At 67.2% G+C, this 23447-nt stretch carries 29 protein-coding genes; 14 read left to right on the top strand and 15 right to left on the bottom strand.

Annotated elements, in window-relative coordinates; genetic code table 11:
- Positions 1–67: 67 nt before the first annotated feature.
- Positions 68–253, bottom strand: coding sequence for an HVO_0416 family zinc finger protein (locus tag QA609_RS10035; protein ID WP_278302467.1), 186 nt, complete (start codon positions 251–253; stop codon positions 68–70).
- A gap of 126 nt (positions 254–379) precedes the next feature.
- Between QA609_RS10035 and moeB the strand changes: the two genes are divergently transcribed.
- The gene (moeB, locus tag QA609_RS10040; protein WP_278302468.1) at positions 380–1216 is read left to right on the top strand and encodes a molybdopterin-synthase adenylyltransferase MoeB; all 837 of its coding nucleotides are present in this window, start codon (positions 380–382) and stop codon (positions 1214–1216) included.
- Between the two features lie 18 nt (positions 1217–1234).
- Here the strand turns inward: moeB and QA609_RS10045 are convergent, their stop codons facing one another.
- Entirely contained in the window at positions 1235–1765 is a 531-nt protein-coding gene (locus tag QA609_RS10045) for a GNAT family N-acetyltransferase (protein ID WP_278302469.1), read from the bottom strand.
- A 139-nt stretch (positions 1766–1904) separates the two neighbouring features.
- On the opposite strand from QA609_RS10045, the gene QA609_RS10050 reads away from it, so the two are divergent.
- From QA609_RS10050 to QA609_RS10065, 4 genes are all read left to right on the top strand, one after another.
- Positions 1905–2768, top strand: coding sequence for a dihydrodipicolinate synthase family protein (locus QA609_RS10050; protein WP_278302470.1), 864 nt, complete (start codon positions 1905–1907; stop codon positions 2766–2768).
- A gap of 85 nt (positions 2769–2853) precedes the next feature.
- The gene (locus tag QA609_RS10055; RefSeq protein ID WP_278302471.1) at positions 2854–3957 is read left to right on the top strand and encodes a putative sulfate/molybdate transporter; all 1104 of its coding nucleotides are present in this window, start codon (positions 2854–2856) and stop codon (positions 3955–3957) included.
- A 171-nt stretch (positions 3958–4128) separates the two neighbouring features.
- The gene (locus QA609_RS10060) at positions 4129–4611 is read left to right on the top strand and encodes a hypothetical protein (RefSeq protein WP_278302472.1); all 483 of its coding nucleotides are present in this window, start codon (positions 4129–4131) and stop codon (positions 4609–4611) included.
- A gap of 344 nt (positions 4612–4955) precedes the next feature.
- Positions 4956–5114: a hypothetical protein gene (locus QA609_RS10065; protein ID WP_278302473.1), complete on the top strand. Its 159-nt coding sequence runs from the start codon at positions 4956–4958 to the stop codon at positions 5112–5114.
- 221 nt (positions 5115–5335) lie between these two features.
- Here the strand turns inward: QA609_RS10065 and QA609_RS10070 are convergent, their stop codons facing one another.
- Positions 5336–5881, bottom strand: a complete 546-nt coding sequence (locus QA609_RS10070; protein ID WP_278302475.1) for an XTP/dITP diphosphatase — start codon at positions 5879–5881, stop codon at positions 5336–5338.
- A gap of 123 nt (positions 5882–6004) precedes the next feature.
- Here QA609_RS10070 and QA609_RS10075 point away from each other — a divergent pair, with 123 nt between their 5' ends.
- Entirely contained in the window at positions 6005–7081 is a 1077-nt protein-coding gene (locus QA609_RS10075) for a Gfo/Idh/MocA family oxidoreductase (protein ID WP_278302477.1), read from the top strand.
- A gap of 21 nt (positions 7082–7102) precedes the next feature.
- On the opposite strand, the gene QA609_RS10080 is transcribed toward QA609_RS10075, so the two are convergent.
- The 4 genes from QA609_RS10080 to pcp form a co-directional block, all read right to left on the bottom strand.
- On the bottom strand, positions 7103–8131 hold the full coding sequence (locus tag QA609_RS10080; RefSeq protein WP_278302479.1) for a hypothetical protein: 1029 nt from the start codon (positions 8129–8131) through the stop codon (positions 7103–7105).
- Entirely contained in the window at positions 8124–8330 is a 207-nt protein-coding gene (locus QA609_RS10085; RefSeq protein WP_278302480.1) for a DUF4177 domain-containing protein, read from the bottom strand. The genes QA609_RS10080 and QA609_RS10085 overlap by 8 nt, the downstream gene beginning before the upstream one ends.
- 103 nt (positions 8331–8433) lie before the next feature.
- Entirely contained in the window at positions 8434–8712 is a 279-nt protein-coding gene (locus QA609_RS10090) for a DUF5808 domain-containing protein (RefSeq protein ID WP_278302481.1), read from the bottom strand.
- Between the two features lie 90 nt (positions 8713–8802).
- Complete coding sequence (pcp, locus tag QA609_RS10095) at positions 8803–9450, bottom strand: pyroglutamyl-peptidase I (RefSeq protein ID WP_278302482.1); 648 nt, start codon at positions 9448–9450, stop codon at positions 8803–8805.
- A gap of 80 nt (positions 9451–9530) precedes the next feature.
- Here pcp and QA609_RS10100 point away from each other — a divergent pair, with 80 nt between their 5' ends.
- Entirely contained in the window at positions 9531–9752 is a 222-nt protein-coding gene (locus QA609_RS10100; RefSeq protein ID WP_278302483.1) for a DUF2892 domain-containing protein, read from the top strand.
- A 5-nt stretch (positions 9753–9757) separates the two neighbouring features.
- Here QA609_RS10100 and QA609_RS10105 read toward each other — a convergent pair whose 3' ends face one another.
- From QA609_RS10105 to QA609_RS10115, 3 genes are all read right to left on the bottom strand, one after another.
- Positions 9758–11539, bottom strand: coding sequence for a bifunctional N(6)-L-threonylcarbamoyladenine synthase/serine/threonine protein kinase (locus QA609_RS10105; protein WP_278302484.1), 1782 nt, complete (start codon positions 11537–11539; stop codon positions 9758–9760).
- A gap of 144 nt (positions 11540–11683) precedes the next feature.
- Positions 11684–11818 (bottom strand): 30S ribosomal protein S27ae, encoded by a 135-nt coding sequence (locus QA609_RS10110; protein ID WP_005552908.1) that lies wholly within the window; start codon positions 11816–11818, stop codon positions 11684–11686.
- Complete coding sequence (locus QA609_RS10115; protein WP_278302485.1) at positions 11819–12136, bottom strand: 30S ribosomal protein S24e; 318 nt, start codon at positions 12134–12136, stop codon at positions 11819–11821.
- A 213-nt stretch (positions 12137–12349) separates the two neighbouring features.
- Here QA609_RS10115 and QA609_RS10120 point away from each other — a divergent pair, with 213 nt between their 5' ends.
- Positions 12350–13582, top strand: coding sequence for a PQQ-binding-like beta-propeller repeat protein (locus QA609_RS10120; RefSeq protein WP_278302486.1), 1233 nt, complete (start codon positions 12350–12352; stop codon positions 13580–13582).
- 2 nt (positions 13583–13584) lie between these two features.
- Positions 13585–14403, top strand: a complete 819-nt coding sequence (locus QA609_RS10125) for a hypothetical protein (RefSeq protein WP_278302487.1) — start codon at positions 13585–13587, stop codon at positions 14401–14403.
- Between the two features lie 312 nt (positions 14404–14715).
- Here QA609_RS10125 and QA609_RS10130 read toward each other — a convergent pair whose 3' ends face one another.
- The 4 genes from QA609_RS10130 to uvrA all read right to left on the bottom strand — a co-directional run bounded on the left by QA609_RS10130 (position 14716) and on the right by uvrA (position 19558).
- Complete coding sequence (locus QA609_RS10130) at positions 14716–15762, bottom strand: hypothetical protein (protein WP_278302488.1); 1047 nt, start codon at positions 15760–15762, stop codon at positions 14716–14718.
- Positions 15763–15820: 58 nt separating this feature from the next.
- Positions 15821–16018, bottom strand: a complete 198-nt coding sequence (locus QA609_RS10135; RefSeq protein WP_278302489.1) for a hypothetical protein — start codon at positions 16016–16018, stop codon at positions 15821–15823.
- Positions 16019–16060: 42 nt separating this feature from the next.
- The gene (locus QA609_RS10140) at positions 16061–16456 is read right to left on the bottom strand and encodes a hypothetical protein (RefSeq protein WP_278302490.1); all 396 of its coding nucleotides are present in this window, start codon (positions 16454–16456) and stop codon (positions 16061–16063) included.
- 138 nt (positions 16457–16594) lie between these two features.
- Positions 16595–19558: an excinuclease ABC subunit UvrA gene (gene uvrA, locus QA609_RS10145; RefSeq protein ID WP_278302491.1), complete on the bottom strand. Its 2964-nt coding sequence runs from the start codon at positions 19556–19558 to the stop codon at positions 16595–16597.
- A gap of 176 nt (positions 19559–19734) precedes the next feature.
- Between uvrA and QA609_RS10150 the strand changes: the two genes are divergently transcribed.
- The gene (locus QA609_RS10150) at positions 19735–20229 is read left to right on the top strand and encodes a hypothetical protein (protein ID WP_278302492.1); all 495 of its coding nucleotides are present in this window, start codon (positions 19735–19737) and stop codon (positions 20227–20229) included.
- 124 nt (positions 20230–20353) lie between these two features.
- Complete coding sequence (locus tag QA609_RS10155; protein WP_278302493.1) at positions 20354–20518, top strand: hypothetical protein; 165 nt, start codon at positions 20354–20356, stop codon at positions 20516–20518.
- Between the two features lie 77 nt (positions 20519–20595).
- Here QA609_RS10155 and QA609_RS10160 read toward each other — a convergent pair whose 3' ends face one another.
- A complete protein-coding gene (locus tag QA609_RS10160) occupies positions 20596–20838 on the bottom strand; it encodes a hypothetical protein (protein ID WP_278302494.1) in 243 nt (80 codons plus the stop codon).
- 152 nt (positions 20839–20990) lie between these two features.
- On the opposite strand from QA609_RS10160, the gene QA609_RS10165 reads away from it, so the two are divergent.
- The 3 genes from QA609_RS10165 (at position 20991) to QA609_RS10175 (ending at position 23447) form a co-directional block, all read left to right on the top strand.
- Positions 20991–21140 carry a hypothetical protein gene (locus QA609_RS10165; protein WP_278302495.1) on the top strand — a complete coding sequence of 50 codons (150 nt, stop codon included), beginning with the start codon at positions 20991–20993 and terminating at the stop codon, positions 21138–21140.
- Positions 21141–21308: 168 nt separating this feature from the next.
- The gene (locus QA609_RS10170; protein ID WP_278302496.1) at positions 21309–22580 is read left to right on the top strand and encodes a digeranylgeranylglycerophospholipid reductase; all 1272 of its coding nucleotides are present in this window, start codon (positions 21309–21311) and stop codon (positions 22578–22580) included.
- Positions 22581–22631: 51 nt separating this feature from the next.
- Positions 22632–23447 (top strand): ZIP family metal transporter, encoded by an 816-nt coding sequence (locus QA609_RS10175; protein WP_278302497.1) that lies wholly within the window; start codon positions 22632–22634, stop codon positions 23445–23447.

The following is a 23447-nucleotide window of genomic DNA, read 5'->3' on the forward strand; positions in this document are numbered from 1 at the left end:
CGTGGGTTACGCCCGGAAAACCGCTGACGGACCGAATACCATCGGTCCCGGTCGTCGCATCCGCCGACTACGGGGCCGGCGTCCACCCGCAGACGGTACAGGTACTGGCCGACCGCTCGTGAAGCCCGCCGCAGTCCGGACACTGCTTCTTGTTATACTCCTGTTCCCACCCCACTCGCTCTACCGCGTGACCGCGGTCCGAAAGGAATTCATCGAAGACATCGTCACCGGCATCGTTGGGTGAGGTTGCCATACCCGTGGCAATGAGAACCACGGTATTAAAGACCGCGGTTCACACAGTAATCTGCCGGATCCCACGATCGATCGGAGCCGTTCGGACGACCCGCGGACTTTTCTCGGTCTCGCCCGAAGATCCGGTATGAGCGAACTCCGCCTCGACGCGACGCAGCTCGATCGCTACTCGAGACACGTCATCATGGACGAGATCGGTCCCGAGGGCCAGCAGCGCCTGCTCGAGGGCAGCGTCCTCGTCGTCGGCGCGGGGGGGCTGGGATCGCCGGCGATCCAGTACCTCGCGGCCGCGGGTATCGGCCGACTGGGAATCGTCGACGACGACGTCGTCGAGCGCTCGAACCTCCAGCGTCAGATCGTCCACGGCGACGGCGACGTCGGCCGACCGAAGGTCGACAGCGCGGCCGACTACGTCGCGGCGCTGAACCCCGACGTCGACGTCGATACCTACGAGACGCGGCTGTCGGCGGCGAACGTCGGCGACCTGGTGAGCGAGTACGACGTCGTCCTCGACGCCAGCGATAACTTCGGCACCCGCTACCTGCTCAACGACCACTGCGTGCTCACCGAGACCCCGCTCTCCCACGGCGCGATCTACCGCTTCGAGGGGCAGGTGACGACCTTTACCAACGAGCGCGACGGCGAGGAGGACCCACCCTGCTATCGCTGCGTGTTCCCCGAGGCGCCCGAGCCCGGCACCGTCCCCGACTGCGCGACGACCGGCGTGCTCGGCGTGCTGCCGGGCACCGTCGGCTGTATCCAGGCCACCGAGGTCGTCAAATACTTCATCGGCAAGGGCGACCTGCTCGAGGGACGGCTCCTGATGTACGACGCGATGGGGATGACCTTCGACACCGTCGACGTCCTGCGGAACCCGGAGTGTCCGGTCTGTGGCGACGAGCCCGAGATCGAATCGGTCGAGGACGTCGCCTACGAGGGGAGCTGTTCGATTTCGGCCGACTGACGCTCCAGCCCGCCGCCTTCAGCGCTGTGTCGCCGTCTCGAGCGTGTAGATCGCCGTCGGGTACGCCTCGCCAGCGATATCGAACTCCGAACGTCCGGTTCGCTCGAATCCCCTGGCCTCGTAGAACCGTCGTCCGACGTCGTTTCCCGCCAGCATCTCGAGGCGCAGCCGCTCGATCCCCTCGGGTAGCGCCTCGAGACAGCGCTCGAGCAGCGCCGTTCCGGCCCCCTCGCCCCAGTAGTCGGGCTCGACGTACAGCTCCTTGAGGCCCGCCTCGTCCGGGCCGACGAACGCCTTCGTCCCCTCGTCCCATCGGACGTAGCCGTACCCCCGAACTCGTCCCTCGAGCGCCGCCAGGAAGATTCCCTCCCGGTCACGCTCCAGTCGGTCGGCATACTCCCGGAGCTGCTCGTCGGACGGGTCGGCGCCGAACCCCGCGAGCACCTCCTCGGGGAGCAGGTCGTCGTAGGCCTCGCGGAAGGCCAGCGCGTTGACGCGGGTTATCGCTCGGGCGTCCGCCGTTCCCGGCTCGAGACGGCGCAGTTCCATACTCCCGGCTCGTCGTCGCCGCTCAAAGTAGTTCGGATGGTGTGTCACACCCTCTCCTCCCTCGACCACTCCCCCTCCGTCCGCAGCGAACCCTGCCCGAACCCCACGTTCCATGTGGCCGACGATCGTACCCCGGCTCATGCACGGTACCGGCGTCCCCATCGCCACCCCGTTCGCGGACGGCGCGGTCGATCACGAGCGACTGCGGGCGCTCGCCGAGTGGCTCGAGCGCTCGGGCGTCGACTTCCTGGTTCCCTGTGGCTCGACTGGGGAGGGGCCGGCGCTGACGACCGACGAGCGCGTCGCGGTCGTCGAGACGGTCGCCGAGGCGACCGACCTCCCGACCCTCGCCGGCACCGGTCGGGAGGGGCTCGAACCGACCCTCGAGACGACCGAACGCGCGGCCGAGGCCGGCGCCGACGCCGCGCTCGTGGTCACGCCCTCCTTCTACGGGACCGACGACGCGGCCCTCGTCGCGTACTACGAGGAAGTCGCGAGCGCCTCGCCGATCCCGGTCTTCCTCTACAGCGTCCCCAAATTCACGGGCCGGGCGCTGGTCCCCGAGACCGTCGCGGAGCTCGCGGCCCACGAGAACGTCGCCGGGATCAAGGACTCGAGCGGGAGCCTCGAGTCGATCCAGTGGCTGCTCGATCACACCGACGACGCCTTCTCGGTCCTCGTCGGCAGCGGCAGCGTCTACGCGGCCGGGCTCGCGGCGGGCGCCGACGGCGGCGTGCTCGCGGTCGCCAACGTCGTTCCCGAGTTCGCGAGCGAGATCTACCGGCTCGATCGCGAGAATCGACCCGGTGCGGCCCGCGAGCGAAACGCCGGGATCGTCGAACTCAACCACGCCGTCACCTCGCGGTTCGGCGTCCCCGGCGTCAAGGCCGCCCTCGCGATGCGGGGCCAGTCGGTCGGCCGACCGCGCCGTCCGCTCGGCGAACTCGGGGCCGAGGCGAAGACCGACCTCGAGTCGATCCTCGAGCGAACGCTCGAGGCGTAACCGAATATGGTTCTTGAGGTCGGACGAATGAACCGCCCAAAGTTACTGACAAGCGTCAAGTTCTCTCCCGCCAAATGGCGGGTAGATGGCGTACTCGATCGGTTCGGAGACTAGCCGAGATCTCGAGCTCTCGACGTCCGAACTGACGGGTGCGCTAGGAGATTCGGTTACGGTCCTCCCGCTCGTCGTGGCGCTGGCCGCGACGACGTCGGTCTCGTTGCCCCACGTCCTCGTCGGCTTCGGTGTTTTCCAGATCGTCTGGGGGCTGTACTACGGGATGCCCCTCTCGGTCGAGCCGATGAAGGCCCTGATCGGGCTGGCGATCGTCGGCTCCCTCTCGTATCCCGAACTCGCCGCAGCCGGGCTGCTCGCCGGCGTCGTGTTGCTCGTCGTCGGTCGGCTCGGACTCGTCGGCCACCTCCAGCGGGTCGTCGGCGAACCCGTCATCCGGGGCGTGCAGTTCGCGGTCGCCCTGCTGTTGCTCGAGTCCGCGGTGGGACTTTCCCTCGAGAGCCTCCCGGTCGCGGCGGCCGGACTCGCGGTCGTCGCCGTCCTCGCCGTCGTCGGCTACCGACAGAGCAGCGTCCTCGTCGTGTTGTTGCTCGGCGCTGTCGCAGCCGTCGCGACCGCGGGCGTCCCGACGCCTCGGATGCCCGAACTCGCCGTCTTCCCCGCCGGCGAGCCGTCGTTCACGGCGGGGGCGCTCGAGGCCACCGTCGCCCAGCTGGGGATGACGGTTGGCAACGCGGCGATCGCGACGGCGCTGCTCTGTGGCGACCTCTACGATCGGGACGTCCGTGCCGACGACCTCTCTCAGAGCATGGGCGTCACCTGCCTCGCGGCGGTTCCGATCGGCGGCGTCCCGATGTGCCACGGCAGCGGCGGCCTCGCGGGCAAGTACGCCTTCGGCGCCCGAACCGGCGGCGCGAACGTCCTGCTCGGCATCGGCTACCTCGCGCTCGCGCTGGTCGCCGCCGGCGCCCTGTTGGCGGCCTTCCCGCTCGCCCTGCTCGGCGTGCTGTTGGTCGTCGTCGCCCTCGAGCTCGGTCGCGCGGCGTTCGCCCCCGTCGACGACGGACGCGCGCTCGCGTTGGTCGTCGCCGTCGGGGTCGTCGGCCTCGCGGTCAACGTCGGGGTCGCGTTCGTGCTCGGCACCGTCGTCTTCTGGCTGCTCTCGAAGCGGACGTGAGCCGCCTCGAGACGGTGTCGGGTCGACGCAGGCGAACGAGCTTTTTGTCCCCGGCCTCGAACCGTCTACCGATGACTGACAGCTGGGAGGCGCTGTTCGACCGCGCGAGCGATCACGGGATCGCACTCGAGGACGTCCGAGCAACGTACGAGGCGAGGACCGAGGAAGACGATGAGTGAGCGTCGCGACGAGCCCGACCCCACTCGAGTCGTCGCCGACCCGGCGGTGCTCGCGGCCGACCTGCTCGTCGGCGGCGAGGCCCGTGAGGCGCTCGATCACGTCCGTCGTCACTCCTGGCTCGAGCTGGTCGCGAGCGACGAGCTGCTCGCCGAGACCGAGCGCCTCGTAACGTCGTTGGCCGACGCGGAGCTCGCGGCCGACCACCGCGAGCGCCTCGAGGCCGACCGCGTCGCGGTCGACCAGCCCGAGGACGACCACCCCGCGCTCGCCTCGGCCTACCAGGGGCGGGCGGCGCACCTCCTTTCGTACGACGACCGGCTGAACTCCGTGAAGGCGGGGCTCTCGCTCCAGTCGCGCGTCTCGGTCAGCGTCCGCCCGCCCGACGCGTTCGCCCGGCTGTTCGATCCCGAGAGCTTCTACGAGGCGACCGTCGGCGGAGAGTATCCGGGGCCGGACGCCGATCCTCGAGCGTAGATATGTACTAGCTCCGAACGCCCGATTCGTTACGTGGGCGAGCGAACCTGCCATTGATACTTTTGTCAGCTAGCAGTTGTATCGGCAGAGCCGCGCTGAATACGCAGCGCGTTTCGGTCGCGACACTCACAGACCCGATATAAACAGATTATTCGATTAAGAGAGAGACCGATGCGGATACGGCCGGTACACGTTAGTATGGGACGAAGATACCGTGCCGATGACCGGGGCAGCGACACCGACCCAAAATTCTACCTCCCTGCCGGGAACACACCACCGTTCTACGCCAGTCACTTCGAGCGTCTCTGGGCGTCGCTATTCGACCGATACGTTGAATCACCGTAATGGGTTTCCCAGAGATGCTGTCACAAGTTAGCGAACTGCTCGAAGGAGAGAACATGACTGGAAAACAGGCGGTGCTAATAGTTGCCGTTTGGATGGGGGCCACCGCGATCTTCGGAATCGTTTCCTATATTATAGTGTTCGTGATCATGGGGTCTTGACTATCTCATCCCTGCCAGCACCCAGTTCTTCGGAAACGACCCACCGCTCGAGGCTCTCGAACCCGACGATTCGCGACTGCTTTCGTCCCGTCTCCGCGCCGGCGATGTCCCAGCCGTCTCGAGGCCGCTCTCCACCCGGTCGGATTCTCGCCGATCCACTCGTTCGTCCCGTCGCGGACGAGTAGTCGACCGCTCGGCTGCAGGACGCGCGAACTCGTCAGCTACCGTCCGCCGTACCACTCCGCGAACGCCTCGAGCGCCCGCCCGCGGTGGGAGATGGCGTTTTTCTCCTCGGTGTCCATCTCGGCGAACGTCTTCCCGTTGTACTCGAAGATCGGATCGTAGCCGAACCCGTCCTCACCCCGAGGGGCGACGAGGGTGCCCGCGACCGTGCCCTCGAACGTCTCCGTGCGCTTCCCGTCGGCGTAGGCGAGCACCGTCCGGAACCGCGCCCGCGTGCTCTCCTCTTCGCTCGCGAGCCGCCAGACCCGTTCGATCCCGAGGGTGTCCTCGACGTAGGCCGAGTACGGCCCCGGGAACCCATCGAGCGCCTCGACGAACAGCCCCGTATCGTCGACCAGCACCGGCCCCTCGTTCCCGAGCTCGGCGTAGGCCTCCTCGGCCCCCCGGGTGACGATCTCCTCGAGCGAGTCGCTCTGGAGTTCGGCGTAGTCGTAGTCGACCTGCTCGACGGTGTCGATCCCCTCGAGGTAGTCGCGGGCCTCTGCGACCTTGCCCTCGTTGCTCGTGACGAATCGGACGGTCATGTACGAAAAACCGTCCAGGGGCGCCAAAGCCTCGTCGGTCCCTCGCCGCGAAGCCGCCAGCGTTGGACACTCGGCCGAACGTCACTCGCAACACTTTCGTCGGTGTGCTGATTTACTCGGCGTGTGAGTAATACTGGCACCGTCCGGCTCGGGGTAGTCGGACTCGGATTCATGGGACAGACCCACGCGACCAACGCCGAGACGCTCGGCCACGAGGTCGTCGCGGGCGCGGACCTCGTCGAGTCGACCCGCGAGGAGTTCGCGGAGACCTACGGCGCGACGAGCTACGAGGGGTTCGAGGCGATGTACGACGCCGAGGAACTCGACGCGGTCGCGGTCTCGACGCCAAACGCCTTCCACGAGGAGGCGGTCGTCGCCGCCCTCGAGCGGGGGTACGACGTCCTCTGTGAGAAGCCGCTCGCGAACGACCTCGAGAGCGCCGAACGGATCGCCGACGCGGCGGCCGACGCCGACGGCTTCTGTATGGTCAACTTCCACAACCGCGTCTCGACGGCGACGGAGGTGTTCAAGGACCACCAGGCGGAGGGCTTCTTCGGCGAGATCACCCACGTCGACGCGAACTACGTCCGCCGACGGGGTATCCCCGGGGTCGGCTCGTGGTTCACCAACCGCGAGCTGTCGGGTGGCGGTGCCGTCGTCGACATCGGTGTTCACGCGATCGACTACGCGCTGTACCTGATGGGCTACCCCGACGTCGAGGAGGTCTTCGCCGTTACGCGCACGGAGTTCGGCCACCGCGACGACTACGTCGATCCCGGCGACTGGTACGACGAGACCGACGAGGCGGTGTTCGACGTCGAGGACTCGGCGACGGCGATGATCCGCTGTGAAGACGATCGCACGATCTCGCTCGAGGTCACCTGGGCGGCCAACCAGGAGGAGACGAACGACTTCGTCGTCCGCGGCACCGAGGCGGGCGCAGCCCTCGAGCTCGGCGGCGAGGAGCTGACGCTGTACCAGGCGGGCACACAGGGGACCGACCACCTCGTCGACTCGACGCTGACGAGTGGCTCGCTCGACCGAACGGGGTGGGAGGGTAGCGACGAACGGTTCCTCGAGGCCGTCCAGACCGGCGAGCCGCCGGCGTTGAACACGGCCGAGCACGCCCTGACTGTCCAGCGCGTGATCGACGCGATCTACCGCTCCGGCGAGGAAGGGACGTCGGTGTCGGTCGAATAGAGCTGTTCGCGTCGGCTGCGATCAGCGCTGGGAGTCCCGCAGGATCAGCGGGCCGATCGCCAGCGTCCGTTTCGCGGCCGTCGCGATCCGCATGATGTACGAGGTCAGCAGGAAGAACGGCACGAGCGTAATGGTAAACGTTATGCCGACGAGCCAGAGCAGCGTCTCGACGCCGAGGATCCGGCCCGTAACCGTCGCCGTGTCGACGAACGCCAGCATCATTCCCGAGACCAGCAGCGCCGGGATCGCGACGTAGAGGATGTACCGCGAGAGGTTGATCAGTTCCCACTGGAAGTACAGCGTCTTGACGTGCTCTCGAGCGGGCCCGAACATCGCGAAGGAGGTCCGGAGATCCTCGAGGGCGTCGCGTTGCTCCTCGTCGATGTCGTCCTCGTGGTCGGCGAGCAGGCGTTCGATCTGGAAGATGTTCCAGGAGTAGTTGTAGTCCATCGACGCGTAGACGACGTCGAAGGTGCCGAACTTGGCGCCGTCAAGCTTCTCGCGGACGGTTTCTGCGTTTCCCGTGATGCTGTCGACGAACTCGTCGACCTCGTCTCTGAGCTGATCGTTGTCGGTCGACTCCATGACCTCGTCGAGCGTCTCGGCGCGCTCCTGGGTCGCATCGATGATCTCGCGAAGGAACGCCGACGGATCCGCCGGCGCCGGTTTGCCGGTGAGCTCCTTGATATAGCTTCGGAAGTCCATCGTCTCGCTCATTCGCGTCCGCTGCTCGCCGAGCGGGCCGTTCTCCTGGGAGATGATCAGCTGGCTGATTGTGACGACGAGGGTGACGCCGGTGATCAGCGCGCCGATCATCTGCGTGTATAGTGATTCGATGACGCCTCGTTCCTGAAGCAGGTCCGAGAGCGTCGGATCGACGAAGCTCCCGAGCATGAACAGTCCGAAGAACGTCACCGAGAGCACGACCGTGACGAACTGCCGGTTCGCACCGATGAGCAACCAGAGCTTGAGCTTGCTCTCGTCGGCCCGCTCGCGCATCGTGTCGCCGGTGCTGACCTGGACCTCGTCGGCGTTCTCGCTGTCACTCATCGCCGCCACCGTTCGCGGGCCGTTTGAACACGAGGTACTTCGTGCCGCCGCCGGTGTACTCGATCGTACTGACGAGCTCCCAGCCGTCCTGACCGAGTTCGTTCAACAGCTCCTTCGGATCGCTCGCTTCCTCCATCGTCGCCGCGCGGGGTGGACGCACCGTCTCGTACTCCCAGACGGTTCTCCTGTCCGATGCCATACTCGTATATCGGCGATCCGTCGAAAAAGGGTTCGCGTTGCTACCACGTGGTCACGGCGGACGAAACCGACTGCAGACGGACCGGTGATCCGCGCGGCGAGAATCAGTCGTCGTCGACGATGACTTCGACGGGTTCGTCCTCGGTTCCCTCGGTTCCCTCCGTGGCGCCCTGCTGTTCCTGCCAGAGGAGCGCGCCGGCGATCACGACGACGATCCACGAGCGCCAGTTCGCGAGGTTCAGCGTGTAGCCGACGCCGAACGGCTTCTCGACGAGCATTCCCTCGCCGGGCTGCCAGTACGAGGAGAGCATCCGACCCATGCTCGGCCGATCGAAGTTGTACGGTACGCCGAAAACCTCTCCGGAGCTTGGCTTGTCTGCCATGCGCGACCGAACGTCGCCCACGATTAAGAGTATTGTGTGCGCAGCCTGCGACGAAACCGAACGCCGGCGCGGTCCTCGAGCGATCGGCGTCTACGCTGGTGGCTCCGAGTTCCCCGCAGAACCGTCGTCGACCGCGACCTCGAGCCCGATGCGAAGCCCCCGTTCCATCGCCTCGAGGCTCATACTCGGTTCGGCCTCGTCGCGGGCCGCCGCTTGTTCGTGAGAGAAGGGGACGTGAACGAACCCGGTGCGAAAGTCGCGATCGGTCGTCTCGACGAGGTGACGCGTGGCGTACAGCACGTCGTTACAGCAGTGCGTGCCGGCGTCGGTCGAGAGCCGCGTCGGGACGCCCGCGTCGCACATCGTCTCCTTCATTTCCCGGCAGGGTAGCGTCGCGAAGTAGGCGTCGGACCCGTCTTCGACGACCCGTTCGTCGACGACCTCGCGGTCCTCGTTGTCCGTCACGCCGCGGGTGTCCCGCAGGTTGATCCCGACGCGCTCGAGCGAGAGCGTCGGCCGTCCCCCGGCCAGCCCGAGCGCGCAGACGACGTCGGGGTTGTGTGCGTCGACGGCGTCCTCGAGCCGTGAGGACGCGCGGTCGAAGACGACGGGGAGTTCGACCCCCGCGACACTCGCCCCGCCGATCTCGGTCCCGTCGAGCCGGTTCGCGAGCCGGCGTGCGGGATTGGTCTCGAACTCGCCGAACGGTTCGTAGCCGGTGAGGAGGACGTCGCTCATCGGTCGGTCCTCGAGCGCTCACCCCAAGAGACTCCCGGTTCGACGGTATACCTAACTGCGATCCCGTCGATCGATCCCGTATGGAACGGAACGTCGGTGGACTCGATCGCATCGCTCGAGGCGTGCTCGGAATCTGGCTGGTCGTGGTCGCCACAGCGGCCTACCGGAACGAGAGGCACGAGCTCGCGGCGATCGCGGGGATCGCCGGACTCGGGCTGCTCCAGAACGCGGTGACGTGTTTCTGCGGCGGCAACTATCTGTTCGGGATCGATACGACGACCGACTCGGGTGGGGACGAGTAGGAGCGCTACTGGTCGTCGACGTACCGCCCTCGCCCCTCGACGTCCGCGAGACGCTCGAGCACGCGCTCTTCGCCCTCCTCACGATACCCCTCTCGCAGGGCCGTCCGCAGGGGGTCGGGATCGTCGGCGGTCCCGACGAGGCTCTGGTCGAAGACGTGCAGATCCATCGCGTAGTCCTCGACGTGGTCGGTGTGGTAGCCGAGTCCGAAGTCGATGAGGTACGCCCGGTTCGCGCCGTCGGGCTCGCGGTCTCCGTCCGCACGGCCGACTCTGACGTTTCGCGTCGTCGGGTCGCCGTGGACAAACCCGGTCCGGTGGAGCCGCGCGAGGTGTCCGGCGACCTCGCGGACTCGTTCCGGCGAGAGCGCCGTTCGAAGGTCCTCCCGGCCGACGTACTCGAGTTCGAGCCGCGACTCGCGTCCGTCGACGTCCGAGAGCACGGGTGTCGGCACGCCCTCTCGTCGGGCGAGGCTCGTCAGTCGCGCCTCGATACGGGTTCGCTCGCGCCGGAGCCGCTCGTCGAGTTCGGGATGGCGGTACGTCTTGGGTTCGCGGCGCTTGGTCGCTCGTCCCGCCTCGGGCTCGAGATCGACGAGCGCTTCCGCACCCTGGACGCTGCCTTCCTCGCGGCCGAGGGTTACGTCGGACTCGTCGGCTCGTTCACGGCTCCCTCCGGTCGCCGTTCGCTGTTCCGAGGCGTTCGCTTCGCTCCCGCCTCGCTGCTCGCGGCTCCTCTCGTCGCCGCTTGCGGTTCCGAGGAACTCGCTCCGTTCGTTCCCCGCTCGCCACGTTACGGGTACCTGATCGGGGCGGAAATCCGGGTCCACCCGCGAGTCTGCTATCGCGAGCGTGTCGCCGGCGTCGTACATCTTCGCGCCGAGCACGGCGATCATCCCCGCGTTGTCCCGCAGGAACCGCGGCTCGGGCGCGTGAAAGCTCGCGCCGCGCTGGGCACACATCTCCCCGAGCATCTCCCGGAGGCGGGCGTTCTGGCCGACCCCACCCCCGAGGACGAGTTCGTCGCTACCGGTCAGCGAGAGCGCCCGCTCCGATACTTCGGTCAGCATGCCGAAGATATGCTCCTGAAGCGAGTAGCAGACGTCCTCGACGGCCGTCCCATCGTCGACGGCCTGCTTGGCCGCGCTCATGATTCCCGAGAACGAGAAGTCCATCCCCTTGACGACGTAGGGCAAGTCGACGTAGTCGCCGTCTTTGGCGGCCGCCTCGACCTTCGGTCCGCCGGGATGGGACCAGCCGACGTGACGGGTGAACTTGTCGATGGCGTTGCCGACCCCGGTGTCCATCGTCTCGCCCAGAACACGGTAGCGACCGTTGCGATACGCCAGCAGGTGGGCGTTCGCGCCGCTTGCGTTCAGACAGACCGGCGAGTCGAACCCGGAGGTGTGGCGACCGATCTCGAGGTGGGCGACCATGTGGTTCACCCCTACGAGCGGTACCTCGAGGGACTGACTCAGGGCCCGCGCGGCCGTCCCGACGATCCGAAGACAGGGGCCGAGACCGGGACCGCGGGAGAACGCGATGCAGTCGACGGGCGGTTCGTCTTCGGCCCCATCGTACGTTTCGCGAGCGCGCTCGAGGACCGTCTCTACGACTCGAGGGACGGCATCGTGCATATGTTCGGCGGCCTCGCGAGGATGGATGCCGCCGCTTTCGGGCTGGTAGGCATCGCTCTCGATGACGACCTCGTCGGTCGCAGCGTCGTAGAGGGCTGCGCTGGCCGCCCAGGCGGTACCCTCGATGCCGAGAACGCGGGTGTGAGAACTCACGGCTTGTGGAATCGTGATGTGCTGTAAGGGCGCGACAGAACGAGCGGTCGGGACGCGTTACGCGTGCGGTAGCACGTTGCCGCGCTCACGGCCGTTGGCCGTTCGCGTCTTCCGATGCCCCTCGCTTCGCTCGGCGCATCGCAGCTACTCCCACTCGGTGTAACTGCACTTCCCGCAGTGCAGTCGGTCGCCGTGGTCGGCGAGGAAGGTGTCGCCACAGCGAGGACACTCCTCGCGGTTCTTGCTGCCGTCGTCGTCGTAGAGTTCGTAGCGAGCCATTTACGCCTCCTCCGCGTCGGCCTCTGCGTCGTCGGCGTCGCCGACGATCTTGTTGCGCTCGAGCATGTGCTCCTGCTCGACGTCGCGGGCGTGGTCGGCCGTCTCGTAGACCTTGGCTTGGCCGACGGTCTTTCGCATCCCGAACTTGGTGTCGAGCTTGCGGACGACGACCTCGTCGGCGTCCTTGTTCATCTTCGCCGCGAGGCTGTCCCGAACCTGGAGTCGCTCCGGGGTGGCGTCGTCGTGGGACAGTTCGAAGGTCACGTCCGTGCGGTGCAACATGGGGTTTTCCTCTTCGGAAATGATGTCGACGTCCATGATATCACTCAGTTACGCTAGTATCCCCGTGTAGCGCCTAAAAGGATTTCGAAGCGACCGATGCTCACCGGCGGCTGTCCGGTATCGCCCGAGCGAGCACCGCGAGTTCCCGTGCTCGACCGTCGGACGTTCGGCTCGAGGTGCCGTTCGATCCGATCACGCCACCCTCGAGCAGAAGACATATTATTCGATTGAGTGAACGCTGCGACCAACGTGCTATCCAGGCGACAGCTTCTGGTAGGAGTCGGGGTGACGGGCACGACAGGTGCAGCTGCCGCGGTGAGCTCCGCGCCCCTCGCGAGCGAGCGCGACGACGGTCGCTACGACTGGCCGATGGCGCGATACGATCCCGCTGGGACGGGACACAACCCCGACGCCGCGGGGCCGAAAGACGGCGCGGAGGTCGCCTGGCAGCAGGATACCGAGTCGCCGATGCACGGGCTGACGGCGCCGATACTGCTCGGGGAGACGCTGTACGGGGTCGGCCGCCAGTCCCTCGTCGCGTTCGACCGCGAGAGCGGCGAAATCCGTTTCGCGCGGGACGGTCAGTACTGGTCGACGCCCGCTCGAGCCTCGGCGAAAGCCTACCGGAGCAATACGCTCGCTGTCAGCAGTCGAGAGGGGGTTCACGGACTGAACGCCGGCGGCGGCTACGAACTGTTCGGCCGATCGATCGGCACCGAACGCTGGCACGCTCCCGGCGAGGAAAGCCGGCGCTGGTCCGGGTCGGCGCCGCGAGAGCCCTCGCCCGTTACCGCGGACGGAACCGTGTACGCGATCGATCCCGGCTCGGACCGCGTCGTCGCCGTCGACGCGAGCAGCGGCCGCCTCGAGTGGGAGCGGACGATCGGCGATCCGCGCTCGAGCGGAACGAACCGCCCCGTCGTCAGCGAGGGGACGGTCTACGTCTCGAGCCGTCCCGGAGATCTCGTCGCCCTCGACGCCGACACCGGCGAGCGACGGTGGAGCGAGCGCCCCGATCCCCACGCCAACAGCGGTCTCAACTACCGAAATTTCCGTCCGCCGACGATAACGGACGACGGACTCCTCGTCCCGGACCGAGAGGGGGTCGCGCTGTTCGATCCGGCTGACGGCACACTTCGGTGGGAGTACGTCCACGACGGCAACGCCACCGACGGGAGCGCGGCCGTCGCCGACGGGACGGCGTTCGTCACCGACGGCGAAGAGTCGCTGCACGCGATCGACCTCGAGAGCGGCGAGCGGGAGTGGACGGCCGACTACAGACCAGACGTGGAACCGGTCGTCGCCGACGGCGTCGTCTACCTCGGCTACCGGTACGCCGAACTGGTCGCGATCGACGCCGACACCGGCGAGCGACGCTTCGCCTACGACGACTCGGTCTACTTCGCACAGCCGATCGTCGGCGACGGCGTGGTGTACGTCCTCACCGACGAGGGGCTGCTGGCGCTCGAGGAGGCGAGCTAACCGTGTCCCACGATTCCGACGACGCACACGAGTGCCGGACCGAGGGCGCGTACGACCGCCAGGAGTGGGACGTCGCGGGCGTGCTCTCGAGTGCTGCGTCGCGGCTCCGCCGGACCCCCACACTGCTCGTCCCGTTCGCGCTCGCGGGGCTGGTCCTCGGCGGTATCGATGCGCTCCGCCGTCGCGATCCGATCCCTTCCCTCGAGCACGCGGGCCTCGACGAAGCGACGATCCACCTCGAGTTCGTCGGCTATCCGACGGCGGCGAGCGGAACGGCACTGCCCCTCGAGGCGCTCGTCGGACTCGAACTCCCGTATCTCGCCTGGGGGCTCGGACTGTATGTCCTCTCGCTGCTCGCGGTCGGCGTCGCGGGCACGTTGACCCTGACCGCGCTGTTGGGCGGCGAGGCCCACCTCGAGTCGCTCCCGTCGTATCTCGGGCTCGTCGTCCTCTTCGACCTCGCTCACCGACTGGTCGGCTCGATCGGGCTCCTTCAGGAGATGGGACTGTTCGGACTCGTTCCGCTGGCGGTGGTCCTCTGGGTGCTCGTCAGGCTCTTCGCCGCCCCGGGGCTCGCCGCCGCGGGCGCGTCACCCTGGACGGCGCTTCGAGAGAGCGGACGCTGGATCGGCGGTGACGGCTGGTCGGCGCTCGGGCTGCTCTTCGCGCTCGGGGTCGGCGCCTGGCTCCTCGCCAGCGCTCCCGCCGTCGGTCCCGCTCTGACCGGCGCGCTCGTCGCTCCGGTCCACGCCGTCGCGATCGCGTCGCTGATCGAACACCGCCGCGAAAGCGGCCGATTCGCGGAGCAGTCGAAGCCGTAACAGGGTGAGGCGATCGGTTCACGAGGCGGTGGCGCGCGCTGGCGGTCGCCCGACCGTGAGCGAGGGTAGCGCGGAACCGGCGTTCCGCGAACCATGCGAACGGGCACCGCGTGCCCGTAAGCAGGAATCGGCTGGGGAGGGTGTGGAAATCCCGCGTGCCCACGATAAGCAACGGTATCTTTCGGGCATTACCTCGAGTTAGCGGTTTCCGATCCGTCTCTTTCGGACGTCGACTCGAGCCGATGCACGCACATCGCCGCGCACCGCACCGACAGTCTCGAACGGAGAACCGATGGCGGCGACTACGACGACCTACGCTTCGAGCACCGCTAGCCCTCGGGGCGCCTGCGCTTCGAGGCTCTCCGGCCACGCCACCTCGAGGCGGTCCCAGGAGTCGCCGAAGTCCGCGGTTCGGAACGGGCCGCGGTTGTTGACGGCGTAGACGACCCCCGGCTCGGTCCCGGCGGCGAGTTCGGCGCGGACGACCCCCTCGCCCGTGGGCAGTCCAGTACCCTCGAGGCGCTCCCAGGGCTTCCCGCCCGAACTGCGGTAGACGTACGACTCCGCCGAACTCGCGGTGTGAGCCGAGCCCGCGCCGCTGGCGCTCGAGACCAACACCGCGTCGGGGTCCCCGGGATCGGACGCGACGCTCCAGCAGTAGCGGTGCTCGAGGCCCGCCTGGGGGTGGTCCCACGACTCGCCGCCGTCGGTCGAAACTGCAAAACCGTCGCCCGCGGCCGAGTAGACGAGTCCCTCTCGATCGGGGTGGGTCGCCATGCTGTGGTTGTCCCGACGCGATCCTGGCGGACGCTCTCGCCAGCTCTCGCCGCCGTCCGTACTCAACACGAACGCCCCCGCTTCGATCCCGACGTAGAGTCGCTCGGGATCGAACGGGTCGACCTCGAGCCAGCGGACGTGGTGGGTGTGGGGTCTGGGCGGGAAGAACCAGCTGTCGGGCGAGGGAAGGTCGGTCAGCCCCTCGAGGTGTGCCCAGGAGTCGCCGCCGTCGCTCGAGCGGTAGATCCGACTCGGCTCGGTGCCGGCGTAGACGACGTCGGGATCGTGGGGGCTGATCGTCACCGCCGTGACGGCGGCGCTCTCGAGGTTCTCGGCGCCACCGTACCCCGACTCGCGCTCGGGAACGAACTCGGTCTCGAGCGACTCGAAGGAGTCACCGTCGTCCGTCGAGCGATGGAGGCCGCTCTCGAAGGTGCCGACGAACACCCGCTCTGGAGCGCCCTGGGAGGCGGCGAGACACTCGATGTCGTGTCCCTCGAGTCGACTGGTCGTCGTCCACTCCCCGGCTCCGTCCTCGCAGACGAGCAACCGATCGCGCAGCGCGGCGTAGACGGTCGTCATACCCGAGCGGAGGCGCTCGAGGCGCAGAAAGGTTCCCCCGGAACTGTCGGCCCGTCGATCAGACGAACAGCCAGTAGACCCCCAGTCCGAGCCCGGCGAGGACGACGGAGAGGGCGACCAGCACGCCGTACTTGATCGCGACGTTGCGCCGGTAGTGGGTCGCACAGACGTCGATATCCTCGTGACTCCTGAACGTCATCGTCCTGTCGGCCGCTCGCGTGCAGCCCCCCATCTGACACCGGTCGTCCGAGCCCATACGATGGCTCGAGTCGCCCCGATCAAATCCGTTCCGTTCGCGTCAGTCGACGGCGAACGTCTCCGGGTCCATCCCGACGCCGCCGAGCCAGCACTCGAGGGTGAGCAAGACGAGCACGAGTCCGACGATCAGCATGACGAGGCCGTTGAGCAGGGTCCAGCCGCCGGCGCCGGCGAGCAGCTGGACGAACCCGAGCGTCGTCGCGCCCAGCGCGAGCACCGCCAGGCCGACGGCGCCGATGCGGGGCCAGCCGACGCCCGCGAGCCGCTCGCTGACGGCGGCGGCGACCAGCAGACAGCCGCCGACCGCGAGCCAGCCGAACAGCGCCGCCGTCACGGGCGTCGGTCCCGCGAGGGCGACGATCCCCAGCGCGAGGACGAGCGTAACGACGCCGACGCCGAGAAAGCCCCGTCGGAGGCGGTCCTTTCGATCGCTCATTCGTCCGCGAGCGTAGGGTGATCGGGCTGGTAACGGTTCCGATCGCGTACCGCCCATCCCAGACGCTCTAGTAAGTCATTGCCGGTGCAACCGCGACCCGCCTACGGTTGCACCGGTACATCGGTACAGCAAACCGTCTCAGTCGTCGTCCATCGGCGCCGTCACGGGCTCGACGCGCTCGCCGCGGGGTCCGTCGAGGTCGACCTTCGGGAGCAGGTCCCGCAGATACCGTCCGGTATGGGAGTCCTCGAGGCGGGCGACCTCCTCGGGGGTGCCGGTGGCGACGATCTCGCCGCCGTGCTCACCGCCCTCGGGTCCGAGGTCGATGACGTGGTCCGCATTTTTGACGAGGTCGAGTTCGTGTTCGATGACGACGACGGTGTTGCCGTTGTCGGTCAGGCGGTGGAGGACGTCGATCAGCTTGCGCTCGTCCTCGTGGTGGAGTCCCGTGGTGGGCTCGTCGAGCAGGTACAGTGTCTCGCCCGAGTCCTTCTTCCCCAGCTCTTCGGCGAGCTTGATCCGCTGGGCCTCACCACCGGAAAGCGTCGTCGAGGGCTGGCCGAGCGTCATGTAGCCCAGGCCGACGTCCTTGAGGAGCTCGAGGCGACGGCGGATCTGGCTCGAGGACTCGAAAAAGTCGTAGGCCTCCTCGACCTCCATATCGAGGACGTCTGCGATCGTCTTGCCCTTGTAGGTGACGTCCAGCGTGGCGTCGTTGTAGCGGGCGCCGTCGCACTCCTCGCAGGGGACGTACACGTCCGAGAGGAAGTTCATCTCGATCTTCACCGTGCCCTGACCGCCACACTCCTCGCAGCGACCGCCCTTGACGTTGAACGAGAATCGGCCCTTCTCGTAGCCGCGCTGTTTCGAGAGCTTCGTCTGGGCGAACAGCTCCCGGACGTAGTCGAAGACGTTCGTGTACGTCGCCGGGTTCGATCGCGGGGTCCGGCCGATCGGCGACTGGTCGATCAGTCGGACGGTTTCGATCGCCTCGAGACCCTCGAGGCCGTCGTGGTCGCCCGGAATGACGCTCGTGTTATCGTTCATCTGTCGGGCGAGGCCCTTGTACAGCACGTCGTGCATCAGGGTGGACTTCCCGGAGCCGGAGACGCCCGTGATCGCGGTGAAGTTGCCGAGCGGGAGATCGACGTCCAGGTCGGCGAGGTTGTGCTGGCGGGCCCCCCGGATCGTCAGTGCGCCGTCCGCGTCGCGCCGTTCGTCGGGTACCGGGATCTGCTCGCGGCCGGAGAGGTAGTCGCCGGTGATCGACTCCTCGCAGGCCTTGACTTCGTCGACGGAGCCGTTGACGACGACCTCGCCGCCCCGCTTCCCGGGACCGGGCCCCATGTCGATGACGTTGTCGGCCCGGCGCATCGTCTCCTCGTCGTGTTCGACGACGAGCAGGGTGTTTCCGAGGTCGCGAAGCTCCTCGAGGGTGTCGAGCAGTCGGTCGTTGTCGCGCTGGTGGAGCCCGATCGAGGGCTCGTCGAGGACGTACAGCACGCCGACGAGACCGGAACCGATCTGGGTGGCGAGCCGGATCCGCTGGCTCTCGCCGCCCGAGAGCGTGGCGGCCTCGCGATCGAGGGTCAGGTACTCGAGTCCGACCTCGCACATGAAGCCCAGACGGGCGCGGATCTCTTTGAGGATCTCCTCGGCGATCACGCGCTCGCGTTCGGTAAGGTCGGCCTCCATCGCCTCGAAGTAGTCGCGGGCGTCGCCGATGCTCTGTGCGTTGATTTCGGTGATCGCGGTGCCGTCGACCAGCACCGCCCGCGAGGCGGGCTTCAGGCGGGTGCCGTCACACGCGGGACACTCCGTGACCGACATGTAGTCCTCGATGTGTTCGCGGGTCGAGTCGGAGTCGGTCTCGAGGTAGCGTCGCTCGAGGTTCGGGATGACGCCCTCGAAGCGTTTTTTCTTCCGGCGGGTGCCGTTTTTCGTCTGGCGCTTGAACAGCACCTGTCGGCTCGTGCCGTAGAGGAACGCCTGCTGGACGTCCTCCTCGAGTTCCTCGAAGGGGGTCGTCAGCGAGACGTCGAAGTGGTCGGCGACGGCGTCCAGTCGGGTCTTGTAGTACGAGCGGTTGTAGCTCCAGGCCTCGAAGACGTGCTTGAGCGGCTTCGAGGTGTCCTGGACGACGAGGTTCTCGTCGACCTCCTTGGTCTCGCCCAGCCCCTCGCACTCGGGACAGGCGCCGTGGGGCGAGTTGAACGAGAACGACCGGGTCTCGATCTCGGGGACGTCGATCCCGCAGTGCGTACAGGCTAGATCCTTCGAGAACTCGACGACGAAGCGGTCGTCGGCCTCGTCTTCGTCGCCGAGCGCACCCGTCTGGCGGGACTCCTCGCCGAGTTCGGCGGCGACCGCCTCGGGGGCGTCCGGCAGGATGACCTTCAGGACGCCCTCGGCCTCCTCGAGGGCCGTCTCGACGCTGTCGATGATCCGCGGGCGGGCCTCCGTCGAGACCTTCACGCGGTCGACGACGACGTCGATCGTGTGATCGAAGTTCTCGTCGAGATCTGGTTTCTCGAGCGTGAGGTCGTGTTCCTCGCCGTCGACCTCGACCCGAGAGTACCCTTCCGAGACGAGTTCGTCGAACAGGTCCTCGAAGGCGCCCTTCTGGTCGCGGACGACGGGGGCCGCGAGCTTGGCTTTCGTCCCTTCGGGCAGCTCGAGGATGCGCTCGACCATGTTCTGGGCCGACTGCTCGCCGACCTCCCGACCGCATTCGGGACAGTGGGGGGTGCCGACGCGAGCGTAGAGCAGACGGAGGTAGTCGTGGAGCTCGGTGACGGTCCCCACCGTCGATCGGGGGTTGTTCGCCGCGTTCTTCTGGTCGATCGAAATCGCCGGGGAGAGCCCCTCGACGGTCTCGACCTGCGGTTTGTCCATCTGGCCCAGGAAGTTCCGAGCGTACGCCGAGAGGCTCTCGATGTAGCGTCGCTGCCCCTCCGCGTAGACGGTCTCGAACGCCAGCGAGGACTTCCCCGAGCCCGACAGGCCTGTGACGACGGTAAACTCCTCGCGGGGGATCGTGACGTCGATGTCCTTGAGGTTGTGTTCCTCGGCGCCGCGAACCTCGATCGTATCCCGACTCATAGAGCCCTCCGGAGACGGGCGTGAAACGGTGGTCGCGCTGACGGACGAATCATTATACCCAAGTCAGGAGTCGGAGGAACTTAACCCGTCTGAAAGCCCAACACGGCGCGGTGTGGTAACATTCGGCTATCTCGGGAGCCGAACTGACTTCGGTCGGAAGCACGAACGGGTCCGATATGAGCGACGACACCGAAGCGCCCCCGTCGGTCTCGGAGTTCGTCGAGTACTGTCACACTCAGGCGGGCCTGCTGTCCGGGCGGGTCGAAACGATGACCGACGAGGCAAACGCGCTGTTAGACGAGATCGACGAGCGGCTGGCCGAGCTGCGCTCGGAGCTCGAGGAGCGGTCGAACGACACCCCGCGGACCGAGCGACCGCCGTCGGCGACCGGGCCCGCCGACGGGACCGACGTCGATGACCTCGAGGCCGCCGGACGGGACCTCGAGGAGAAACAGGCGCTCGTCGACGCCAAGCAGGCCCGGATCCAGGCGTTCCAGGAGCTGTCGGCCGGCTACACGGAGCTGGCCGCCGACCTCCAGACGGAGGTCGACGACGGACAGGAGGCGCTGAACCGGATCGTCGAGTTCGAGGCCGAGGCCGACGCGCCGGCGTACTTCGACGAGCGGGAGACGCTCTGCGAGGCCGCACTCGAGGCCAGCGACGAGGAGTGATACCGATCGGTGTAGCGTGTTATCGGTGATTGCTCGGACGGGGACAACGATCACCGGCAACGAGCTACAGCGGTCCGTCTGACCGACCAGTGGATCTTTGAGCCGAGCGCCCGAACACTCGGGTATGTCCCCGACGACCCACGGCTGTACCTGTGGCGCGACGCTGCGGTTCAGACAGGACATGGTCGAGGACCGAAGCGGGGTGCGCCGCCGCTGGAAGTGCAAGGACTGCAACACCCCGGTACCGAACGTCGTCGCCGAACGACTCAGCCACCAGCATCCCTCCTGACGCTCGAGGCGAAGCCGGTCCTCGAGGCGTTCGACTGCGGGCCGAAAACGCGGCCGTTTCGGAAGCGGGTGCGGGTTTTAGATGTCGCCCTGCAGGACGATCGTGTCGTCGTCGACTCGATCGACCATGCTCTCGGTGACGAGGTAGTCCTCGTCGTCCTCGCCCTCAACGCCGATCTTCGCGAGCAGGTGCTCTGCGACGCTCGGGTTCGGATCGACCGAGGCCCGACCGTCCTCGACCTTCGCGACGATACCGAGCTCCTTGTCTTCCGCGTCGATCACTTTCTTCCCAACGTCGTCATCGGACAGTGTCGTTACCATACGCTACCTTTCTCCGGAGGGGGGATAATCGCGGTGCCGTCTCGTGCCGGCTGGGGTCGCCCCTTCGCGCAGTCACTCAGTTCTACCGACGGCTGCACACGCATCCCAGAACTATTTGACTGCGGACCGGGGAGTACGACCGACGACCACACATGACTCACACCCTCGAGATCAGCGACGAACTCAAGGATCGACTCGACAGCCACTGCGACGAGGGCCAGTCCCCCGAGGAGCTCGTCGAGGAACTGGTCTCGATCTACGAGACCGAGGGGACGTTCGTGCAGGAAGGGTACAGCGAGTGACGGACCCCGTCTCGACGTTGCTCGGGTTGACGGCCCGTCCTTCAGACCGCTTCCGTTGCCCGCGTCCTCGAGCCGCGTCGAACCCACCGTCCTGTCGTGGTTCCGTTGGCTGGCCGGGGACGCAACTGCTTGGACAAACTCATTAGGGGGCGAGACAGTTTCAGCACTATGAACGAGCGTTACGATGTAGTCGTCGCCGGGGCCGGGCCGGCCGGTGCCCAGTGTGCTCGCGACCTCGCGGTCCGAGGCTACGACGTCGTCGTCCTCGAAACGGAGGCGGAAGACGAGTTCCCGCGCCAGAGCAACAAGTCCACCGCGGGCACGTTCCCCTCCATGATGGCCTCCTTCGGGATCCCGGACGACGTCGTGATGCAGTACACCGACAAGGTCGTCCTCGAGTCCCCGACGGACCACTACGTCCAGAACCAGCCCGGTGCCGTTCTCGAGTTTGCGGATTTCAAGCGGTTTCTCGTCGAGGACGGTCGGGAGGAGGGCGCGGAGTACCGCTTCGACGCACGCGCCACCGCACCGATCGTCGAGAACGGCGAACCCGTCGGCGTCACCTACAACGGCGACGAGGAGGTGTACGCCGAGATCGTCGTCGACGCGACGGGGCCGGCCGCGCCGATCGCCAAGAAGCTCGGCGTTAGCGATCTGGAACGCAAGAACCACGCCATCGGCATCGAGTACGAACTCGAGGGAATCGAGATGGATCGGCCCGGCTTCGCCGACCTCCACGACGCGATGATGCTGCGACTCGATCACAACATCGCGCCCGGCGGCTACTCCTGGATCTTCCACACGGGCGAGGACACCGCCAAGGTCGGCGTCTGCTACATCCAGAACGGCAGTCACAGCACGTACGCCCGGGACGACTTCGGCATCGACGACTACCTCTCTCACTGGCTCGACACCGACCCGCGGTTCCGAAACGCCGAGCGCATCGAGGGCAAACAACACCGCGGCTCGGCTCACATCCAGCCGCCGGATCAGATTCACACGGATCGGTTCATGGCCATCGGCGACACCGTGCCGACGGTCGACCCGCTGTGGGGCGAGGGAATCCACACGTGTATGCAGTCCGGTCGGATGGCCGCGGCCGCCACGGATAGCTGTCTCAAACACGGCAACGTCGAACCCACGGCCGAGAACCTCGAGGTGTACGACTCGCTGTGGCACAAGAAGGTCGCACCGAACGTCAGGAAGCGACAGCTGATGACCCGGCTGCTCTATCTCGCGGACAACGACCGGTACGACGAGTTCATGGCCGACCTCGAGCGTCTCGACGAGGAGACGCTGGCGCGGGCGAACAACGGGAGCCCACTCGCCATCCGAAAGCTGCTGAGCGCCAACGACGTCCCGATGCTCGCGAGGTTCGCACGCCAACAGTTCGGCGTCGACCTTCCCGACCTCCCGCTCGTCGACAAACTCCGTCAGTAACTCGGTACCAGCCCTCCGCTCACCGCCCGCATTCGTACTCCCTCCCGCCCGATGTCACCGCTCTCCGATCTCTCGCTCGTGTTCGCCGTCGGACTCGTCACCGGTCTCGCGACCGGACTCGGCGTGCTCCCGTTTTTCGTCCTCGAGGAGATCCGCGACCGCTGGCTCGTCGTCCTCTGGGGCGTCGCTACCGGTATCCTGCTGTCGGCGACCGCATTCGGGCTGCTCGCGGAGGGACTCGCCGCTGGCGGCGTCGGTCCCGTCGCGCTCGGCGCGCTCGTCGGGATCGGATTCGTCGCCCTCGCCGACCGCGCCATCGACGGCTACGAGTTCGCTCCGAACGCCGTCTCCGACGTCGATACCCGGACGGTCGTCCTCACCGTGGCAGTCCTGACGATTCACAGTATTCCGGAGGGGATCGCCGTCGGCGTCTCGTTCGCCGATCCGACCGACGGTGTCGTCGAGATCGCGGGGCTCGCGCTCCCCTCGCTCGCGGTCTTTATGGCGATCGCGATCTCGATTCTGAACGTTCCGGAGGGGCTGGCGATCGCGATCCCGCTGATCGCCTACGGGATGAACCGCTGGAAGGTCGTCGGCTGGGCCGTCTTCTCCGGGCTGCCACAGCCCGTTGGCGCCGTCGTCGCCTACGTCTTCGTCACGACCTTCGAGGGGCTGCTGGCGCTGAGCTTCGGCGTCGCGGCCGGCGCCCTGCTCTATCTCGTCGTCGTCGAGTTCCTCCCGGCTGGCATCGCCGCGGGCGCCGACCTCGAGAACCGCGGCCGGCCCGAGCTCCTCGCGGGCGCGTTCGTCGGCTTCGTCGCCACGCTCGCGATCATCGCGGCGGCCGAGGGGATCGGCACCGTCTGA

This window comes from Natronococcus sp. A-GB7, from assembly GCF_029688865.1.
Taxonomy (GTDB): domain Archaea; phylum Halobacteriota; class Halobacteria; order Halobacteriales; family Natrialbaceae; genus Natronococcus.

Coding starts and splice junctions, on each gene's coding strand:
- QA609_RS10035 (WP_278302467.1), bottom strand. CDS start 253: ATGGCAACCTCACCCAACGATGCCGGTGACGATGTCTTCGATGAATTC.
- moeB (WP_278302468.1), top strand. CDS start 380: ATGAGCGAACTCCGCCTCGACGCGACGCAGCTCGATCGCTACTCGAGA.
- QA609_RS10045 (WP_278302469.1), bottom strand. CDS start 1,765: ATGGAACTGCGCCGTCTCGAGCCGGGAACGGCGGACGCCCGAGCGATA.
- QA609_RS10050 (WP_278302470.1), top strand. CDS start 1,905: ATGCACGGTACCGGCGTCCCCATCGCCACCCCGTTCGCGGACGGCGCG.
- QA609_RS10055 (WP_278302471.1), top strand. CDS start 2,854: ATGGCGTACTCGATCGGTTCGGAGACTAGCCGAGATCTCGAGCTCTCG.
- QA609_RS10060 (WP_278302472.1), top strand. CDS start 4,129: ATGAGTGAGCGTCGCGACGAGCCCGACCCCACTCGAGTCGTCGCCGAC.
- QA609_RS10065 (WP_278302473.1), top strand. CDS start 4,956: ATGGGTTTCCCAGAGATGCTGTCACAAGTTAGCGAACTGCTCGAAGGA.
- QA609_RS10070 (WP_278302475.1), bottom strand. CDS start 5,881: ATGACCGTCCGATTCGTCACGAGCAACGAGGGCAAGGTCGCAGAGGCC.
- QA609_RS10080 (WP_278302479.1), bottom strand. CDS start 8,131: ATGAGTGACAGCGAGAACGCCGACGAGGTCCAGGTCAGCACCGGCGAC.
- QA609_RS10085 (WP_278302480.1), bottom strand. CDS start 8,330: ATGGCATCGGACAGGAGAACCGTCTGGGAGTACGAGACGGTGCGTCCA.
- QA609_RS10090 (WP_278302481.1), bottom strand. CDS start 8,712: ATGGCAGACAAGCCAAGCTCCGGAGAGGTTTTCGGCGTACCGTACAAC.
- pcp (WP_278302482.1), bottom strand. CDS start 9,450: ATGAGCGACGTCCTCCTCACCGGCTACGAACCGTTCGGCGAGTTCGAG.
- QA609_RS10100 (WP_278302483.1), top strand. CDS start 9,531: ATGGAACGGAACGTCGGTGGACTCGATCGCATCGCTCGAGGCGTGCTC.
- QA609_RS10110 (WP_005552908.1), bottom strand. CDS start 11,818: ATGGCTCGCTACGAACTCTACGACGACGACGGCAGCAAGAACCGCGAG.
- QA609_RS10115 (WP_278302485.1), bottom strand. CDS start 12,136: ATGGACGTCGACATCATTTCCGAAGAGGAAAACCCCATGTTGCACCGC.
- QA609_RS10130 (WP_278302488.1), bottom strand. CDS start 15,762: ATGACGACCGTCTACGCCGCGCTGCGCGATCGGTTGCTCGTCTGCGAG.
- QA609_RS10135 (WP_278302489.1), bottom strand. CDS start 16,018: ATGGGCTCGGACGACCGGTGTCAGATGGGGGGCTGCACGCGAGCGGCC.
- QA609_RS10140 (WP_278302490.1), bottom strand. CDS start 16,456: ATGAGCGATCGAAAGGACCGCCTCCGACGGGGCTTTCTCGGCGTCGGC.
- uvrA (WP_278302491.1), bottom strand. CDS start 19,558: ATGAGTCGGGATACGATCGAGGTTCGCGGCGCCGAGGAACACAACCTC.
- QA609_RS10150 (WP_278302492.1), top strand. CDS start 19,735: ATGAGCGACGACACCGAAGCGCCCCCGTCGGTCTCGGAGTTCGTCGAG.
- QA609_RS10155 (WP_278302493.1), top strand. CDS start 20,354: ATGTCCCCGACGACCCACGGCTGTACCTGTGGCGCGACGCTGCGGTTC.
- QA609_RS10160 (WP_278302494.1), bottom strand. CDS start 20,838: ATGGTAACGACACTGTCCGATGACGACGTTGGGAAGAAAGTGATCGAC.
- QA609_RS10165 (WP_278302495.1), top strand. CDS start 20,991: ATGACTCACACCCTCGAGATCAGCGACGAACTCAAGGATCGACTCGAC.
- QA609_RS10170 (WP_278302496.1), top strand. CDS start 21,309: ATGAACGAGCGTTACGATGTAGTCGTCGCCGGGGCCGGGCCGGCCGGT.
- QA609_RS10175 (WP_278302497.1), top strand. CDS start 22,632: ATGTCACCGCTCTCCGATCTCTCGCTCGTGTTCGCCGTCGGACTCGTC.